Source organism: Agromyces rhizosphaerae (assembly GCF_027925245.1).
GTDB lineage: Bacteria > Actinomycetota > Actinomycetes > Actinomycetales > Microbacteriaceae > Agromyces > Agromyces rhizosphaerae.
The window spans coordinates 2701554-2719461 of record NZ_BSDP01000001.1 but is presented as its reverse complement, the minus strand read 5'-3'; the positions used below and the strand labels follow the sequence as shown (position 1 = coordinate 2719461).

At 72.5% G+C, this 17908-nt stretch carries 17 protein-coding genes; 6 read left to right on the top strand and 11 right to left on the bottom strand.

All coding sequences use genetic code 11. The annotated features are described in order from the left end of the window. Positions 1-30: 30 nt before the first annotated feature. From phoH2 to QMG39_RS12875, 3 genes are all read right to left on the bottom strand, one after another. The gene (gene phoH2, locus QMG39_RS12885; protein ID WP_281885602.1) at positions 31-1401 is read right to left on the bottom strand and encodes an RNA 5'-3' helicase PhoH2; all 1371 of its coding nucleotides are present in this window, start codon (positions 1399-1401) and stop codon (positions 31-33) included. A 219-nt stretch (positions 1402-1620) separates the two neighbouring features. Beyond that, positions 1621-2736, bottom strand: coding sequence for an aminotransferase class V-fold PLP-dependent enzyme (locus QMG39_RS12880; protein WP_281885600.1), 1116 nt, complete (start codon positions 2734-2736; stop codon positions 1621-1623). A 54-nt stretch (positions 2737-2790) separates the two neighbouring features. Then, positions 2791-3576, bottom strand: coding sequence for an isoprenyl transferase (locus QMG39_RS12875; RefSeq protein WP_281885598.1), 786 nt, complete (start codon positions 3574-3576; stop codon positions 2791-2793). A 109-nt stretch (positions 3577-3685) separates the two neighbouring features. Here QMG39_RS12875 and trhA point away from each other — a divergent pair, with 109 nt between their 5' ends. Continuing rightward, positions 3686-4492 (top strand): PAQR family membrane homeostasis protein TrhA, encoded by an 807-nt coding sequence (gene trhA / locus QMG39_RS12870; protein WP_281885596.1) that lies wholly within the window; start codon positions 3686-3688, stop codon positions 4490-4492. A gap of 57 nt (positions 4493-4549) precedes the next feature. Here the strand turns inward: trhA and QMG39_RS12865 are convergent, their stop codons facing one another. Further along, entirely contained in the window at positions 4550-4858 is a 309-nt protein-coding gene (locus QMG39_RS12865; RefSeq protein WP_281885594.1) for a hypothetical protein, read from the bottom strand. Positions 4859-4922: 64 nt separating this feature from the next. Here QMG39_RS12865 and QMG39_RS12860 point away from each other — a divergent pair, with 64 nt between their 5' ends. Next, complete coding sequence (locus QMG39_RS12860; RefSeq protein ID WP_281885592.1) at positions 4923-5324, top strand: DUF4307 domain-containing protein; 402 nt, start codon at positions 4923-4925, stop codon at positions 5322-5324. A 56-nt stretch (positions 5325-5380) separates the two neighbouring features. Continuing rightward, positions 5381-5872 carry a transcription elongation factor GreA gene (gene greA, locus QMG39_RS12855; protein WP_281885590.1) on the top strand — a complete coding sequence of 164 codons (492 nt, stop codon included), beginning with the start codon at positions 5381-5383 and terminating at the stop codon, positions 5870-5872. 60 nt (positions 5873-5932) lie between these two features. On the opposite strand, the gene ilvA is transcribed toward greA, so the two are convergent. Continuing rightward, complete coding sequence (gene ilvA, locus QMG39_RS12850) at positions 5933-7240, bottom strand: threonine ammonia-lyase (protein ID WP_281885588.1); 1308 nt, start codon at positions 7238-7240, stop codon at positions 5933-5935. Continuing rightward, a complete protein-coding gene (locus tag QMG39_RS12845) occupies positions 7237-8457 on the bottom strand; it encodes an AI-2E family transporter (protein ID WP_281885586.1) in 1221 nt (406 codons plus the stop codon). The genes ilvA and QMG39_RS12845 overlap by 4 nt, the downstream gene beginning before the upstream one ends. 128 nt (positions 8458-8585) lie before the next feature. Here QMG39_RS12845 and QMG39_RS12840 point away from each other — a divergent pair, with 128 nt between their 5' ends. Then, complete coding sequence (locus QMG39_RS12840; protein WP_281885585.1) at positions 8586-9794, top strand: winged helix-turn-helix domain-containing protein; 1209 nt, start codon at positions 8586-8588, stop codon at positions 9792-9794. 176 nt (positions 9795-9970) lie between these two features. On the opposite strand, the gene QMG39_RS12835 is transcribed toward QMG39_RS12840, so the two are convergent. The 5 genes from QMG39_RS12835 to QMG39_RS12815 all read right to left on the bottom strand — a co-directional run bounded on the left by QMG39_RS12835 (position 9971) and on the right by QMG39_RS12815 (position 14740). Beyond that, positions 9971-10843, bottom strand: a complete 873-nt coding sequence (locus QMG39_RS12835) for a M48 family metallopeptidase (RefSeq protein WP_281885583.1) — start codon at positions 10841-10843, stop codon at positions 9971-9973. Positions 10844-10856: 13 nt separating this feature from the next. Further along, the gene (locus QMG39_RS12830) at positions 10857-11423 is read right to left on the bottom strand and encodes a LemA family protein (protein ID WP_281885581.1); all 567 of its coding nucleotides are present in this window, start codon (positions 11421-11423) and stop codon (positions 10857-10859) included. Positions 11424-11538: 115 nt separating this feature from the next. Further along, positions 11539-12852, bottom strand: a complete 1314-nt coding sequence (locus QMG39_RS12825) for a D-arabinono-1,4-lactone oxidase (protein ID WP_281885579.1) — start codon at positions 12850-12852, stop codon at positions 11539-11541. Next, positions 12849-14081, bottom strand: coding sequence for an alanine racemase (locus QMG39_RS12820; protein ID WP_281885577.1), 1233 nt, complete (start codon positions 14079-14081; stop codon positions 12849-12851). Before QMG39_RS12820 ends, QMG39_RS12825 begins: the two co-directional genes overlap by 4 nt. Then, positions 14078-14740, bottom strand: a complete 663-nt coding sequence (locus QMG39_RS12815) for a TetR/AcrR family transcriptional regulator (RefSeq protein WP_281885575.1) — start codon at positions 14738-14740, stop codon at positions 14078-14080. The genes QMG39_RS12820 and QMG39_RS12815 overlap by 4 nt, the downstream gene beginning before the upstream one ends. 132 nt (positions 14741-14872) lie before the next feature. Here QMG39_RS12815 and QMG39_RS12810 point away from each other — a divergent pair, with 132 nt between their 5' ends. Next, positions 14873-16960, top strand: coding sequence for an Ig-like domain-containing protein (locus tag QMG39_RS12810; RefSeq protein WP_281885573.1), 2088 nt, complete (start codon positions 14873-14875; stop codon positions 16958-16960). 9 nt (positions 16961-16969) lie between these two features. Then, on the top strand, positions 16970-17896 hold the full coding sequence (locus QMG39_RS12805) for a Ppx/GppA phosphatase family protein (protein ID WP_281885571.1): 927 nt from the start codon (positions 16970-16972) through the stop codon (positions 17894-17896). Positions 17897-17908 lie beyond the last annotated feature (12 nt).

Sequence of the window (17908 nt, the reverse complement as noted above, 5' to 3'; positions counted from 1 at the left end):
GCGGGGCGCCTCGTCGTCGTCACGGTGCCGCTAGTGCACCTCGTACCCGTCGAGCATCTCCGAGACGAGCGCGGCGATCGCCGAGCGCTCCGAGCGCGTCAGGGTGACGTGGCCGAAGAGCGGATGCCCCTTGAGCGTCTCGATCACCGAGGCGATGCCGTCGTGCCGGCCGACGCGCAGGTTGTCGCGCTGGGCGACGTCGTGCGTGAGCACGACCCGCGAGTTCTGGCCGATGCGCGAGAGCATCGTCAGCAGCACGTTGCGCTCGAGCGACTGCGCCTCGTCGACGATCACGAACGCGTCGTGCAGCGAACGGCCGCGGATGTGCGTGAGCGGCAGGACCTCGAGGATGCCCCGCTCCACGACCTCGTCGAGCACGTTCTGCGAGACCAGCGCGCCGAGCGTGTCGAACACCGCCTGGCCCCACGGGTTCATCTTCTCGCCCTGGTCGCCGGGCAGGTAGCCGAGCTCCTGGCCGCCGACGGCGTACAGCGGGCGGAAGACCATGATCTTCTTGTGCTGCTGGCGCTCCAGCACCGCCTCGAGGCCCGCGCAGAGCGCGAGCGCCGACTTGCCGGTGCCGGCGCGGCCGCCGAGCGAGAGGATGCCGACCTCGGGGTCCAGCAGCAGGTCGATCGCGAGGCGCTGCTCGGCCGACCGGCCGTGCACGCCGAACACGTCGCGGTCGCCGCGCACGAGGCGCATCGTCCGCTCGCCCGTGACGCGCGCGAGCGCAGAGCCGCGCTCGGACTGCACCACGAGGCCGGTGTTCATCGGCAGGCCCTCGACCAGGTCGTGGTCGAGCGACTCGTGCTCGTACAGGGACGACATGTCCTCACCGCCGAGCGCGATCTCCGACATGCCCGTCCAGCCCGAGTCCACCGCCAGCTCGTGGCGGTACTCCTCCGCGTCGATGCCGATCGAGGCGGCCTTGACACGCAGCGGGAGGTCCTTCGAGACGACCGTGACGGCCACGCCGTCGTTGGACAGGTTCATCGCGCAGGCCAGTATGCGCGAGTCGTTGTCGCCGAGGCGCAGGCCGCTCGGCAGCACGGCGGGGTTGGAGTGGTTCAGCTCGACGCGGAGGGAGCCCCCGTCGCCGACCGGGATGGGGAAGTCCAGCCGCTCGTGCTCGACGCGCAGCTCGTCGAGGATGCGCAGCGCCTGCCGGGCGAAGAAGCCGATCTCCGGGTCGTGGCGCTTGGCCTCGAGCTCGGTGATGACGACCACCGGCAGGATGACCGCGTGCTCCGCGAAGCGGAACAGCGCCTTGGGATCGGACAGCAGGACCGACGTGTCGAGAACGAAGGACCGTTCCGCCTGCTGGGTCTTCGCGGCTGGGGCCCGATGGGCCTCGCTCGCCGGCTGGTTGGTGGACTTCGGTGTTTCGAGTGAGGTCACAACCGCTCCCACTCCGAGCTGCAGCTCGGCTCTTCACGAGCCGGCCACGCAGCTTCGGTTCGAGTCGTACGCGGCCGCCTCGACCAGGCGCCTTGCCTGATGTCTCGACGGTACGTCCGGCGGCCGACATGGCAGGTAACCGACACGCGGAACGAAACGCGACCGACACGAGATCGTCGCCTGCGCGTTGCCTGTTGGACGGAACCGGACGGGACCGGCTCAGAAGCCGGTCGTGGAGAACGACACGAATGCCGCCCGCAGCATGTCGAGCGTCTCCCGCGTGGTGCCGGCGTGCACCGACAGCCGCACCCTGCCCTGCCGCGTGGTCGCCGTGACCCCGTGGTTGTGGAGGGCCGCGGTGAGCGCGCTGAGCCGCTCGGGCTCGGGTTCGAGCACCACGATGCTGGCGCGTTCGCGCTCGTCGCGCGACGACGCGAGCGGCACGGCGAAGTCGTCGGCCAGGTCGATCACGTCGCTGACCTTGCGGGCGATCTCGCCGGCGATCCCGGCCACGCCGACCTCGGCGATCTCCTCGAGCGCGACCGCGAGGCGGGCCTCGGCGATCGGGTCGGGCACCGAGGTGCGATAGGCACGGGCATCCGGAGCAGGCGGCGGCACCTCGCCCCACACGTCGGGGTCCTCGGTGCCGGTGTTGCCCGAGAACACGGGCACGAGCCGGTCGATCGCCCGCTCCGAGAGCGCGAGGAACCCGGTGCCCCAGCCCGCCCGGCACCACTTCTGCCCGCCCGAGGCGATCACGTCGACGTGCTCCCACGGGGCGTCCACGATGCCGAAGCCCTGGATGGCGTCGACGATCAGCAGCCGGTCGCCGATGACCTGGCGGATGCCCTCGAGGTCGGCCAGGTACCCGGTGCGCGAGTCGACGAGGCTGACCGCGACGGCCACCGTGTTGTCGGCGAGCTGCCGGCGGATCTGCCCGGGCGTGACCCGCCCGTGGTCGGTCTGCAGCCAGTCCGGCTGCACGGTGTGCAGCGCCTCCTGCGCACGCACCGCCGAGATGGGCAGGCTCGGGAACTCGTCGGGCGAGAGCAGCACCTGCCCGGTGAGCCCGAACATCGCGTGCAGCAGCCCCGACGTCGTGTTGGGCTGGAAGCCGATGCGGTCGACGTCGAAGCCGGTGAGCGCGGACACGGCGGTGCGCAGCCGGAGGTCCTGCTCGGCGAGCACGTCGAGGCTGCCGTGGCGCACCCGCCGGAGGAAGTCGGCGAAGACGTTGCCCTCCTCGAGCACGGCCCGCGAGAGCGGGCCGAACCGGGCGTAGTCGAGGTAGCCGGGCTCCTCGTCGAAGCCCTCGATGTAGCGGTCGAGACTCACGTGGACTCCCCTCCGCGGCTCATTCTGGCAGACGCGCCCGTCCCGAGACCCGCCTCATCCACCGAAGCGACGGTGCCGGCTCGAGAAGTCGCGCACGGCGCGCAGGAAGTCGACGCGGCGGAGGTCCGGCCCGAGGGCCTCCACGAAGTAGAACTCGCTGTGGGCGGCCTGCCAGAGCATGAAGTCGCTCAGCCGCTGCTCGCCCGACGTGCGGATGACCAGGTCGGGGTCGGGCTGCCCGCCCGTGTAGAGGTGCTCGCCGATGAGGTCGGGCGTGAGCGACTCCGCCAGGTCCTCGAGGCTGCGGCCCTCGGCGTGGTGGGATGCCACGATCGAGCGCATCGCGTCGGTGATCTCGCGGCGCCCGCCGTAGCCGACGGCGAGGTTCACGTGCAGGCCCGTGCGCCCCGCGGTGCGGGCCTCCGCCGCCTCGAGCGCGGCGACGAGCGGCTCGGGCAGGCCGTCGCGCGAGCCGACGTGCTGCACGCGCCAGTCGCGGTACCGCGAGAGCTCGTCGGCGAGGTCGGCGATGATCTCGACCAGGTCGGAGAGCTCGGTGTCGGAGCGGTTGCCGAGGTTGTCGGCCGACAACAGGTAGAGCGTGACCACCTGGATGCCGAGGTCGTCGCACCACTCGAGGAACTCGCGCATCTTCGCGGCGCCCGCCCGGTGGCCGTGCGCGGCGGTCTCGTAGCCCAGCTGCTTCGCCCAGCGGCGGTTCCCGTCGATGATCATCGCCACGTGGTGCGGCAGCGTCATCTGCTCCAGTTCCCGCTGCAGCCGATTCGCGTACAACCGGTAGAGGATGCCGCGGCCGGTGGATCGTTCCCGCTTCTGCACGGTGACTACCGTACTCCGGGCGGCGCGCCGTGCCGTGCCGGGCCCCTGCCGCGCCGATACACCCCACACTCTCAGGTTCCCGGAATATACGCTCCCCTACGCTGGCTGCATGAGCCAGCGCAGCACCGCCAGACCCGAAGACGTCGCCGAGCACCTCGGCCATCCGGTCGCGGAGCTGGACGAGTCCGATCGGGCGGTCGCCGCCGACGAGCGCAACGACCCGCACCTGCCGAACATCCCGCTGCTCGACGCCTCGGTCGCGAACCCCGCCGAGATCCGCCCCACCTGGCGCGGCTGGATCCACGCCGGCACGTTCCCCGTCGCGATCGCCGCGGGCGTCGTGCTCATCACCCTCGCCGAGGGTGCGCCCGCCAAGTGGGCGTCGGCGGTCTTCATGCTCACGTCGCTGCTGCTGTTCGGCAACTCGGCGCTGTACCACCGGTTCGACTGGTCGCCCAAGGTCAAGGTGATCCTGAAGCGCATCGACCACGCCAACATCTTCCTGCTCATCGCGGGCACCTACACGCCGCTCGCCATCCTCGCGCTGCCGCCCGAGAAGGGCTGGCTGCTGCTCGGCATCGTCTGGGGCGGCGCGCTGCTCGGGATCGGCTTCCGCGTGTTCTGGATCACCGCTCCGCGCTGGCTCTACGTGCCGATCTACGTGCTGCTCGGCTGGGCCGCGATGATGTACATCGTCGACCTCGTCAACGCGAACGTCGCCATGATGGTGCTCGTGCTGGTCGGCGGCGTGCTCTACACCGCAGGCGCGGTCGTCTACGCGATCAAGAAGCCGAACCCGTGGCCCGGCCACTTCGGCTTCCACGAGATCTTCCACGTGTTCACCGTGCTGGCGTTCCTCTGCCACTGGACGGCGACGCTGCTGATCGCGCTCGCGCCCGCGTTCCACGCGGGCTGAGCGCAGCCGGGAGCCGGCCGGTCGGGTCCACGCCCGCCGGTCGGATCGCGTCGGGCGTCAGCCCCGCGGTTCGTCGGGCCCGTCGCCCGGCGTCTCGCCCGGGGCATCCGTCGCCTCGCCCTGCTCCCCCGCGTTCGCGGCCGCCTCGGCCTCCGCGGCGAGCTGCTCGGCCTCGAGCCGCTCCCGGATCTCCGCGCGGTAGTTGGTGCGGCGGATGCGGCGGACCATGTCGAGCGCCAGCAGGATGACCGCGATCATCAGCACGAAGATCGCGATGAAGCCGAGCGGGCCGGGCGTCACCGAGTCGGGGTCGAACTCCTCCTCGGCCGTGCGAACGAGGAGCACCGCGACGGCGGAGAACGGCATGGACGACCCTTCGGGTTCGGGAGTTTAGGCTGGTTTCCAGCGTAATCGATGGAAGGGAGCGCACGTGGCCGACGACGTGCTCGCCGAGCGGTACGGGCGCACCCGCACCTCGAAGCGGCGTGAGCGCACGATCCTCGTCGCGGTCGCCGCGGCGTTCGCCGTCGTGTTCGTCGCGTGGGTCGTCTGGGCCGGCTTCGACGGCACCCGGCCGACGCTCGAGGTGAAGGACACCGGGCACCGGCTGCTCACCGACGAGCGGGCCGTCGAGGTGCGCTGGGACCTCTCGGCACCGGTCGGCAGCGACACCGCGTGCGTGGTGCAGGCGCTCAACGAGGAGTTCGTCGTCGTGGGCTGGAAGGTCGTCGAGATCCCGGCATCCGACGAGTACACCCGTACCTTCACCGAGACCGTGCGCACGGCGCAGGAGGCGAACACCGGTTTGATCTACCGGTGCTGGCTGACCTAGAATCAATGATTCGCCCCGGCGGTCGCCGGGGCGCCACGTGTATCTGGAGGAGAACCATGGCGCAGGACGCTACGGTCACCTGGCTCACCCAGGACGCCTACGACCGCCTGGCCGGCGAGCTCGAGCACCTCAGCACCGCCGGTCGCGAGGAGATCTCGAAGCGGATCGAAGCGGCCCGGGAAGAGGGCGACCTCAAGGAGAACGGCGGCTACCACGCCGCCAAGGACGAGCAGGGCAAGCAGGAGGCGCGCATCCGGCAGCTCACCGCGCTGCTGCGGAGCGCCCAGGTCGGCGACGCCCCCGAGTCGCACGGCGTCGTCGAGGCCGGCACGGTCGTCACCGCGACCATCGCGGGCGACTCGGAGAAGTTCCTCGTCGGCAACCGCGAGATCGCCGGCGACTCCGAGCTCGACGTCTACAGCCCGCAGAGCCCGCTCGGCGAGGCGATCGTCGGCCTGAAGGTCGGCGAGGCGACGACGTACACCGCCCCCAACGGGCGCGAGATCAAGGTGAAGGTCACGGACGTGGCCACCTGGGACGGCAAGTAGCCAGGACCGAACGACACGACGCCCCCGCCACGATGGCGGGGGCGTCGTCGTCTGTCGTGCCTACTCGCCGACGACCGGGTCGTACCCGGCGTCGCGCAGGATGCGGAGCACGTGCGCGCTGTGGTCGGGTCCGCGGGTCTCGACCGACATCTTCAGCGCGACCTCGGTGATCATCATGTCCGAGCCGTGACGGGTGTGCAGCACCTCGACCACGTTCGCGTTCGCCTCGGCGATGAGCTCGGAGATGCGCGCGAGCTGGCCGGGACGGTCGGGCAGCCCGATCGTGAGGGTCAGGTACCGGCCGGATGCCGCGAGGCCGTGCGCGACCACGCGCTGCATGAGCAGCGGGTCGATGTTGCCGCCCGAGAGCAGCGCGACCGTCGGGCCCGAGCCGATCACCTGGCCCGAGAGGATCGCCGCGACCGAGACCGCGCCGGCCGGCTCGACGACGAGCTTGGCGCGCTCGAGCAGCACCAGCAGTGCCCGGGCGATGTCGTCGTCGGACACCGTGACGACCTCGTCGACCGCCTCGCGGATGATCTCGAAGTTCAGCACGCCCGGGCGGTAGACCGCGATGCCGTCGGCGATCGTCGGCACGACCGGCACCGCGACCGGCTCCCCCGCAGCCAGCGACGGCACGTACGGCGCGGCGTTGCGCGCCTGCACGCCGATGACCCGGATGGTGCGGCCGAGCTGGGCGGCGCGCTGCTTCGCCGCGCTCGCGACGCCGGAGGCGAGGCCGCCGCCGCCGATCGGCACGATGATCGTCTCGACGTCGGGCGCCTGCTCGAGGATCTCGAGGCCGAGCGTGCCCTGCCCTGCGATCACGTCGGGGTGGTCGTACGGCGGGATGACGACCGCGCCGGTCTCCTCGGCGAACGCGGAGGCCGCGGCGAGCGTCTCGGCGATCTCGCCGCCCTCCAGCAAGACGTCGGCGCCGTAGGCGCGCGTCGCCTCGAGCTTCGGGAGCGCGACGCCGACCGGCATGAAGATGGTGGCGCGGATGCCCAGCTCGCGCGCGGCGTACGCCACGCCCTGCGCGTGGTTGCCCGCCGACGCGGCCACGACCCCGCGCGCCTGCTCCTCGGGGCTGAGCTGCGAGATGCGGTGGTAGGCGCCGCGGAGCTTGTACGAGCCGGTGCGCTGGAGGTTCTCGCACTTCAGGTGCACGGGCACGCCGAGGCGCGTCGCCAGGAACCGCGAGGTCTCCATCGGCGTGCGACGGGCGACGGCGGCCACGTTCGCGGCGGCCGCCTCGAACGCGGCGAGGTCGGGGCCCGGGAAGCGCGGCCCCGCGGCATCCGCTCGCCGTTCGTGCTGTTCGGCCGCGTGGGCCGGGCCGTCGCGATGGTCGACGGGCATGGTCATGTCTCGTTCCGCTTTCGTCGTGAGAATCCCCGCACCTCCTGCGGCACCGTCGTCCACAGCGGCGACCGGATCGTGGCCGGCGGGGGAGCCTGATTCTTCCATACGCCGCTGGACACGTAGAGGATCATGACGTTCGCCACCGCCGCGATCGGCACCGCGAAGAGCGCGCCGGGGATGCCCGCGAGCAGCGATCCCGTCGCGACCGCGATCACGACGCCGAGCGGATGCACCTTCACGGCCGTGCCCATGATGAGCGGCTGCAGCACGTGGCCCTCGATCTGCTGCACGAGCAGCACGACGCCGAGCATGAGCAGCGCGATGACCCAGCCGTTGTAGACCAGCGCGACGAACACCGCGAGCGCACCGGTCACGATCGCACCGACGAACGGCACGAACGAGCCGAGGAAGACCAGGATGCCGATGGGGATCGCCAGCGGCACGCCGAGCAGGAAGGCGCCGGTCGCGATGCCGATCGCGTCGATCGACGCGACCAGGATCTGCACGCGCACGAAGTTGCGCAGCGTCGACCAGCCGGCTTCGCCCGCCCCGTTGACGGCTGCGCGCGCCCGCCGGGGCATGACGCTCACCATCCAGTTCCAGATGCCGCGGCCGTCGATCAGGATGAACAGCGTCGCGAACAGCGCGAGCAGCATGCCGGCGATGAAGTGGCCGAGCGTGCTGCCGACCGACAGCGCGCCCGAGATGAAGATGCCGCTGTCCTGCTGGATCGTCTCGAAGATCTGCGCGAGGAAGTCGTCGACCTGCTGCTGGGTGATGTGCAGCGGTCCGTCGAGCAGCCACCCCTGCAGGTCGTCCCAGGCGACCAGCGTCTGCGCCTCGAGCTCGCTGTAGGCGCGCACGATCTGGCTGATGCCGAGCGTGAGCAGGCCCGCGACCGCCGCGATCGTGCCGAGCATCGCCACCGTGACCGCGAGCCACTTCGGCCAGCGGTGGTGCCTGAGCCACTGCACGAACGGCACGAGCAGCGCGCCGAGCAGCACCGCCACGAGCAACGGGATGATGATCAGGCGCAGCTGGATGATCAGGAAGATGACGACCGCGAGCACGGCACCCACGAGCAGCAGGCGCCACGACCATGCGGCGGCGAGGCGCATCGCGGGCGGGATCGACTCCTCGATCTCCGGTGGCTCGGGCGCGTCCGCATCGCGCTTGCGACCGAACATGGACCCCCACCGGTTTCCCCGCGAATCCGCCATCGCCCCAGTCTAGGGTCGGTGCATGTCGGGTGCCGCATGAATCCGGGCGAGGGCGGGCGGAACGGATGCCGCGGCGGGCCACGGCGACTCGGGCGATGTGGGCGGGCCCCGGTAGCCTCGCAGGCATCATGGTCGACCAGATCTCGCCGGCTCTCGCCCGTCGCATCGCGCTGGCCGCGCAGGGCTTCGGCGGGCCCCGTCCGTCGGCGCCGGGCCTCCGTCAGGTGCGCGGCGTCGCCGAGCGGCTCGGCGTGCTGCAGATCGACTCGGTCAACGTGTTCGAGCGCAGCCACTACCTGCCGGCGCTCAGCCGGCTCGGCCCGTACGACCGGGCCCACCTCGACCGGCTCGCGTACGGACGCCGCGGCCGGTTCGTCGAGTACTGGGCGCACCAGGCCGCGTTCGTGCCGCGCGAGCTCTGGCCGCTGTTCGGGTTCCGTCGCGCCGGCTACCTCGCCAAGGGCAGCGACTGGGGCGGATACGTGTCGGACAACCGGCCCCTGTCGGAGTGGCTCGTCGACGAGCTGCGGGCGAACGGGCCGATGCGCGCGAGCGAGATCGAGCACGACGCGAACGAGCGGCGAGGGCCGTGGTGGGGTTGGAGCGACGTCAAGCGCACGCTCGAGTGGATGTTCCGCACCGGCGAGGTCGTCTGCGTCGAGCGCGTGCGGTTCGAGCGCGTCTACGCACTGCCCGAGCAGGCGCTGCCCCGCGAGCTGCTCGACGCGTCGCCGTCGGAGGAGGACCAGGTGCGGGAGCTCGTCGGGCTCGCGGCATCCGCTCTCGGCATCGCGACCGAGGCCGACCTCGCCGACTACTGGCGCATGCTGCGGTCGCAGGTGAAGCCCGCGATCCGCGACCTCGAGGAGGCGGGCGTGCTGCTGCCGGTCGAGGTGCCCGGGTGGGGATCGAACGGCAAGCCCGGACGCGCGTGGCTGCACGCGGACGCCCGCCGCCCGCGCCGCATGGAGGCGGCCGCGCTGCTGTCGCCGTTCGACCCGGTGGTGTGGTTCCGGCCGCGCACCGAGCGCCTGTTCGACTTCCACTACCGCATCGAGATCTACACGCCCGAGCCCGACCGCGTGTTCGGCTACTACTCGCTGCCGCTGCTCGTCGACGAGGCGATCGTCGGCCGCGTCGACCTCAAGGCCGACCGCAAGGCGGGCGTGCTGCGCGTGCAGTCGGCATGGGCCGAGGCGGATGCCCCCGAGGACACCGCCGCCCGCCTCGTGCCGCTCCTCCGGGACGCCGCCGCCTGGCAGGGCCTCGACGACATCGCGCTCGCCGGTCGTGGCACGCTCTCCCCCGCGGTGGCATCCGAGCTCGCCCGCGCGTAGCACCCGCCCGCGCCCTCGCCCGCCCAGGCGACCAGACCCGTCAATTCCCTGCGCTCTGCGCCCCGAGAACGCAGGTTTCTGACGGGTCTCGGGCCCAACCGCGTCGGCCAGTGCCGAGACCCGTCAAGAAACTGCCGTCTGGGCCGCGAGAGCGCAGCCTTTTGACGGGTCTCAGATCAGAACGAGCCGCCCATGGTGCGCAGGCGCTCGACCCGCTCGGGGATCGGGGGGTGCGTCGCGAAGAGGCGGTCGATGACGCCCGGCTTGATCGGGTCGGCGATCCAGAGGTGCGCCATGGAGGAGTTCTGCTTCCGCATCGGCCGGCCGTAGGCGGCGAGCTTCTCGAGCGCACGCGCGAGCGCCTCGGGGTGGCGGGTGGTCATCGCCCCCGTGGCATCCGCCAGGTATTCGCGCTGACGCGAGACGGCGAGCTGCACGACCGTCGCCACGATCGGCGCGATGAGCATGGCCGCGAGGCCGACGACGAAGACGATCGGGTTCTGGTTGTTGCCGCGGCCGAAGAACGCCATGCGCAGGAACATGTCGGCGATGAAGCCGACCGCCACGACCAGGCCGAACACGATCATCGAGACGCGGATGTCGTAGTTGCGCACGTGCCCGAGCTCGTGCGCCATGACGCCCTCGAGCTCCGAGTCGTCCATGATGTCGAGCAGCCCCGTGGTCGCCGCGACGATCGCGTGCTCGGGATCGCGCCCGGTCGCGAACGCGTTCGGCGCCGGGTCGTTGACGATGTAGACCTTGGGCATGGGCGTGCCGGTCGTGATCGACAGGTTCTCGACCGTGCGCCACAGGCGCGGGTGATCGGCCTTCGAGCGCACCTGCACGGCACCCGACATCGAGATGGCCTGCTTGTCGGCCATGAAGTACTGGAACAGTGCGTAGCCGCCCGCGAACAGCACGGTCCAGATGAGGATCGCCCAGCTCTGGTACACGTAGGCCGCGAGCCATCCGAGCCCGCCGATGATGGCGAGGAACAGGATGATGATGAAGACGGTGTTGCGCTTGTTCTTCGCTATCGCGCGATACATCTACGCCCGAAGCCTAGAACTGCACGCGAGGGGGCTCGGCGATCGCCGCCGGCTCGTCGACCTCGAAGAAGTCGCGCTCGCTGAACCCGAGGCTGCGCACGAACAGCGTGTTCGGGAACACCTTGATCTTGGTGTTCAGCTCGCGCACGCCGCCGTTGTAGAACCGGCGCGCGGCCTGGATCTTGTCCTCCGTGTCGACCAGCTCGGACTGCAGCGAGAGGAAGTTCTGGCTCGCCTGCAGCTGCGGGTACGCCTCGGCGACGGCGAAGATCGACTTCAGCGCCTGCTGCATGTGGTTCTCGGCAGCGGATGCCTCGGCCGGGCCCTGCGCGGAGAGGGTCTCGGCGCGCGCCTTGGTGACGGCCTCGAACACGCCCTTCTCATGGGCGGCGTAGCCCTTGACCGTGTTGATCAGGTTGGGCAGCAGGTCGGCCCTGCGCTTGAGCTGCACCGTGATGTCGCTCCACGCCTCGTCCACCCGCACATTGAGCGTGACGAGCGAGTTGTACGTCGCCCACAGGTAGATGCCGACGATGACGACCAGCGCGACGACGATGAGGACGGGGATCAGCCATTCCATGGCGAATGCTCCTTGCGACATGGCAAACGTGCGGGATGTGCACAATCCTACTCGCCGTGCTGTGGAGCACCTGTGGGATCACCCTGATTGTGGGCGATCTCCGAGGTGAGCGGGTTCAGGCGCCCAGCACCCGGTCGAGGTACGGGTTCGTGAATCGCCGTTCCGGGTCGAGTTGGTCCCGCACCGCGAGGAAGTCGTCGAACCGCGGGTACGCCTCGCGCAGGTACTCGGCGGTGCGCGTGTGCATCTTGCCCCAGTGCGGGCGGCCCCCGTGGGCCACCATGATCTCCTCGACCCCGGCGAAGTACTCCGTCGGGTCCTCGCGGTAGTAGCGGTGCACCGCGATGTAGCCCGTCGGCCGCTGGTACGCGGTCGAGAGCCACACGTCGTCTGGCGCGGCAGCGCGCACCTCGATCGGGAAGCTCACCCGCCAGCCCCGGCGCTCGATGAGCGCGCGGACCTCGGCGAATGCGGCCGGCACCTCCTCGAGCGGCAGCGCGTACTCCATCTCGCGGAACCGCACGGCCCGGCGCGAGGCGTAGACCTTCGCCGACCGATCGCTCCACTCGCGGCTCGACAGCGCGCGCTCGACGAGCTTCGCGGCGTGGGGCGTGAGCGGCGGGGCGATCTTCCCGAGCACGCTCACCGTGCCGACCGCGCCGTTGGCGAGCAGCTCGTCGTCGACGAAGCGGGCGAGCGGATGCTGCGGGGCGAGCGGCGCATTCAGGGGCATCCGCGTGTTGGTCATCGTCAGCACCCGCGACGTGTGCGGGAACCAGTAGAACTCGAAGTGGTCGGCACCCTGCACACGTTCGGTCCACGACTCCAGCACGGCGTCGAGCGGTTCGGGGCGCTCTGCGGCGTGCAGCGCGAACTCGGGCACGAGCTCGAGCTCGACCTCGACCAGCACGCCGAGCGCGCCGAGCCCGAGGCGCACCGCCGGGAGCAGCTCGGCGTTCTCGGTGGCGTTCACGGTGAGGAACTCGCCGGTGCCGGTCACGAGCCGCACACCGGTGATGCGGGTCGCGAGGCCGCCGAAGCCGAGCCCGGTGCCGTGCGTACCGGTCGAGGTGGCGCCGGCGACCGACTGACGGTCGATGTCGCCCATGTTCTGCATCGCGAGGCCGAGCGGGGCGAGCAGCTCGGGCAGGCGGAACAGGCGGGTACCCGCGCGCAGGGTGACCCGGCCGGTCGCCTCGTCGACAGCAGTGATGCCCGAGAGATCGTCGAGGTCGAGCTGCACGTCGGGCGCGACCGCGATGCCGCTGAAGCTGTGGCTCGCACCGACGGGCTTGATCCGCAGGCCGGAGCGGGCCGCCGCCTCGACCGCGCGCTGCACGGCCTCGGGGCTCGCGGGGCGCTCGACCCGACGCGGCCTCACGCGCTCACTGCGGCCCCAGTTGCGCCAGGTGCCGCCCGATGCCGTCACAGGAAGACCTTGCCGTCGCCGCGGTAGGTCGAGACGACCTCCACGACCCGGCCGCCGTGCACGACGTGGAACGCGTCGAGGTGCTCGCTCAGCTCGCCCGACTTGGCGTGGCGCAGCCAGACGCGGTCGCCCGGATGCAGCGACGCGGCGTCGCCGCCGGTGACCGGCGTCTGCACCTCGCCGGCGCCCTCTCGCGGCAGCAGCGACAGCCCCTCGGGCTTGACCGGCTTGGGCAGGCGGTCCTCCCCCGCCGGCCCCGACGCGATCCACCCGCCGCCGAGCAGGGTCGCATGCTTCGCGTCCGGCCGGCGCACGACGTCGAGCCCGAACGCGGATGCCGGCGCGGGCATGAACCCGGCGTACCCGTCGAAGTAGTGACCCGCGAACAGCCCGCTGCCGGCGGCGAGCTCGGTGACCGCGGGGTCGTTCGCGGTGAGCTCGAGCGATCCGGTGCCGCCGCCGTTGACGAACCGCAGGTCGGCGTGGCGCTCGACGGCGGCCACCACGGCCGCGCGGCGCTCGCGGAGCTCGGCCATCGACTTCTCGCGCATCCAGCGGAGGAAGGCGCCCGTCGGACCGGACTCGCCGTCGGCGACGCCGGCGACCTGCGCCTCGTACGCCATGACACCGACCAGCCGGAACCCCGCGCGCTCGGCGATGCGCGCGGCGAGCTCGCCCGCCTGCGCGGGCGTGCGCACGGGCGACCGCCGCACGCCGACGTGGCCGAAGCCGGGCCGGCGCCACGCGGCATCCAGCTCGAGGCAGACCTGCACCCGCTCGCGCCGGGAGGGGGCGAGCACCGCGTCGACGAGGTCGAGCTGCTCGACCGAGTCGACCATGAGCGTGACGCGGCGCGCGAGCTCGGGATCGATCGAGAGGGCGCGGATCGCCCGGCGGTCGGCCGTCGGGTACCCGACCAGGACGTCGTCGACCGTGGTGGCCAGCCACAGCGCCTCGGGGAGCGTGTACGCCATCACGCCCGCGTAGCCGGGCACGTCGAGCAGCGCCTCGAGCACCGGGCGCGAGCGGATCGACTTCGACGCGACGCGGATCGGGACGCCGTTGGCGCGTCGGAGCATGTCCGCGACGTTCCAGCGCAGCGCGCCGAGGTGCAGCGCGCCGAGCGGCGCGTCGAGGTTCGCGGTCGCGGCGTCCAGCTCGGCGGCCACGCGGGCCGCGTCGTATCGCTGCCCGACGGCGTCGGGTCGTGGCGCGAGGTCGATGGTCACTCGGTCGCTCCTGTCTCGGGTGCGGGGGCGGGGGCGGTCGTGGGCCGGTCGCCGGGCTCGGGCGCCGGTGGGTCGTCGGGGGCCGCTGCACGGCCGATCGTGTCGGCGAGCAGGTCGATCGCCGCCTCGGCGGCCTCGTCGTCGCGCGTCACGAGCCAGGTCATCGTGATGCCGTCGGTCATCGCCACCAGCAGCCGGGCGATGTCGCGCACCGGCCGCGTCCAGCGCACGCCCGCGCTCGCTGCGGCCGCGGTGAGCGACGCCTCGGCGAGCTCGTGGTACCGCTCGTACTGGCGGCGTGCCACGTCGTGCCGCTCGGGGTCGCGCAGCGCGTGCTGCGTCAGCTCGAGCATCGCCTGCTCGGCGTCGGGGTCGCCGCGCAGGTGCTCGAGGTAGCGGCGCAGCCCGAGTCGCACCACGTCGCCGACGTCTGCGCCGGGGAGCTCGTCGACCAGGACGGCCGTGCCCTCGGCGCCGACCACGTGCTCGACGAGCGCGTCGACCAGCTCGTCGCGCGACGCGAACGCGTAGTGGAAGCTCGCGAGCGACATCCCGGCCTCGGCGACGATCGCCCGGGTGGTGGCCCGTGCCAGCCCGCGGCGCGCGACCACCCGCAGCGCGGCGCGCACGAGCGCCTCGCGGCGATCCGCGGCGGACATGCGGGGCATCCGGCCTCCCTGGCGTGGGTCGGGAGTGGGTCAGTTGACCCAGTCGAGGCCCAGTATGCCGCAATGCGCCGGTCGGGTGCGCCCGCGGTCCACACGCGATGCGAGAATCGTAGCGGGGGACGCATGCACGTCGAGGGGCACCGCACCGCGGCCGACGTGGCCGCGCGATCCGGCGTGCGCCGGGCCCGGGTGCTCCGCCTCGGCGTCGCCGCGCTGCTCGGCCTCGCGATCGCCGCCCTCGCCGGCACGGCACCCGCCGCTGCGGCGCCCACGGCTCCCCCCGGGCTCGTGCCCACCATCGACTCGCCCGCCGACGGCGACCTCGTGCTCGAGCGCACGGTCGACGTGTCCGGCACGAGGCCCGCCGGCGTCGAGGTCACGCTCACCGACCCGGCCGACGGCGGACCGCTGTGCGTCGTGCCGGCCGAGGCGTCCACGGACTGGTCGTGCCGGGTCACGCTGCCCGACGGCCCCCGCGTGCCGATCCGGGCATCCGCCGACACCGGGGCCGGCACGACCTCCGACGAGATCACCGTCGCCGTGCTCGGCCCGCCGTTCGTGCGCGTGCCCGACGGCGCGACCGACGGCACCGTCGCAGGGCTCGCCTATCCCGGCGCCGAGGTGGACGTCACCGACCACACCGGCGGTTCCTGCGCGGCGACCGCGGGGACCGACCGCGAGTGGTCGTGCCGGCTCTCCGGGGGCAGCGGCACCGAGCGGCGGGTGCGCGCCACCCAGTCGACCGGCTTCAGCGCACCGACGCACTCGACGCCGAGCTCGGCGATCACGGTGCTGGTCGACCTCGCGGCACCCGCCGCGCCGTTCGTGCGCAGCCCGCGTGACGGCACGGCGCTCGAGACCGGCGCGACGACCGCGCGCGGCATCGGGGAGCCGGGGGCCGAGGTCACGGTGTACGAGGCGGGCGAGCAGCTCTGCACCACGACGGTGGGCGGCGACGGCACCTGGACGTGCGCGATCCGCGTCCTGGGGGCCGGATCGCACGTGCTGACCGCGCTGCAGACCGACACGGTCGGCAACATCAGCTCCCCCACGGCGATCACCGTGACCGTGGGCGACGCGGCCGGCTCCACGGGTGACGATGGATCGGGCGCGGGCGGCGCCGATGGCGGCGACTCGACGGCGCCCGATGCCGACGGCGGCACGGCGAACGCGCTCGAGGCCGGCTCGTCCGGCGCGGGAGCGAGCGACTGGGCGCGCGCCACCGACCTCACCACCGCCCTGCCGAGCGCCACGACCGCCAGCACGCTGCCCTGGCTCGGGGCGCTCGTCGCCGCGCTCATCGCGATCGTGGCGGTCGCGCTTCCGGCCCGCCTCATCCCCGCAGCCGCCGGCGCCGACAACCCCGCCATCCATCCCGCGGGCCGCAATCGCGTCGCGGCGGACTTCGATCGCACGCCGGTCGTGCCGATCGGCCGCCGCGTCGCGATCGCGCTGAGCGTCGTGGTCGCGTCGCTGCTGGCGCTCATCACGACCCCGGTCGCCGACCTCGAGCCGGCACTGCGCACGCTGCTCGCGATCGGCGTCGCGCTCGCGATCGTGAACTCCGTGGCATCCGTACTGCCCGCGCTCGTGATGCGACGCGTGCCCGCCGCCCACGCGCGAACCGTCGCCGCGCCGGCGGGCATCGTGCTGGTCGCGGTCGCCTCGTTCCTGGCCCGGGTCGTCGGATTCGACGCGGTCGTGCTGTTCGGCGTGGTCACCCGCGTGCGCTTCGACGGCCAGTCGCCCGCGTCCGTGCGCATCCGCGTCGCCGTGATGCGGGTCGCGGGGCTGCTCGTGCTCGCCATGGCCGCCTGGGTCGCGCTCGCGTTCGCGCCCGCGACGACGGGCTTCGTCCCGACCCTCGTCGCCGACGTGCTCACGGTCGTCACCCTGTCGGCGGCCACCTCGGCCGCGGCGCTGCTCGTCCCGCTGCCGCACACGGCGGGCCGCACGATCATGAACCGCTCGCCGCTCACCTGGGCGCTGCTCGCGCTCGGCGCGGCCGTCCTGGTCGCGCTGCTCGTCTCGGCGCGCTACGCGGAGTCGGCGCTGCCCGTGCTCGCACCCGCGCTGGCGGCCGGGCTCGCCGTGATCGCCGGCGTCGCCGCCGTGGTGCGGCTGCGCCGCTGGCGCGCCGCCCGACGCGAGGACGCCGCCCGCGACGAGGCCGACGCGCCGCGCGACGCCGCCGCCCCCGCCGCCCGATAGGCTCGCAGCATGCGACTCGGGGTGCTCGACGTGGGCTCCAACACCGTTCATCTGCTCGTGGTCGATGCCCATCGCGGCGCCGCACCGGTACCGAGCGCCTCGCACAAGTCGGTGCTCCGGCTCATGCGCTACCTCGGCGACGACGGGGCGATCAGCCGGGAGGGCATCGACGCGATCCTGACCGCGATCCGCGGCGCCGTCGCGACCGCCGAGGAGGCGGGCGTCGAGGAGCTGCTGCCGCTCGCGACGTCGGCGCTGCGCGAGGCGACGAACGGCGAGGAGGTGCTCGCGCTCATCGAGCGGGAGACCGGCGTCGAGCTGCGCGTGCTCTCGGGCGAGGACGAGGCGCGCATCACGTTCCTCGCCGTGCGCCGCTGGTACGGCTGGTCGGCCGAGCAGCTGCTGCTGTTCGACATCGGCGGCGGGTCGCTCGAGATCGCCGCGGGCGGCGACGAGCAGCCCGACGTCGCGATCTCGGTCCCCCTCGGCGCGGGGCGCTCGACGATCGGGTTCCTCCCCCACGACCCGCCGACCGACGACGAGCTCGACGCGTTGCGGGCGCACGCCGCCGATGTCCTCTCCGAGGCGAGGACGGCGTTCGCCGACCTGCCCGCCCCGGCGCACGTGGTCGGCTCGTCGAAGACGATCCGATCGCTGGCACGGCTCGCCGGATCGGTGGTCGACGGCATCGGCACGAACGAGCGAAGCCTGCTCCGGCGCAGCCAGCTCGACGACTGGGTGCCGCGCCTGGCGAAGATCCCCGCCGACGCGCGCACCGCGCTGCCGGGCATCACCGCCGACCGCACGTTCCAGATCGTGGCGGGCGGCGTGGTGCTCGCCGAGACGATGCGGGCGTTCGACGTGAAGGAGCTCGAGGTCTCGCCGTGGGCGCTGCGCGAGGGCGTGCTGCTGCGCTACCTCGACCTGCTGAACTGACCCCCGAGGGTG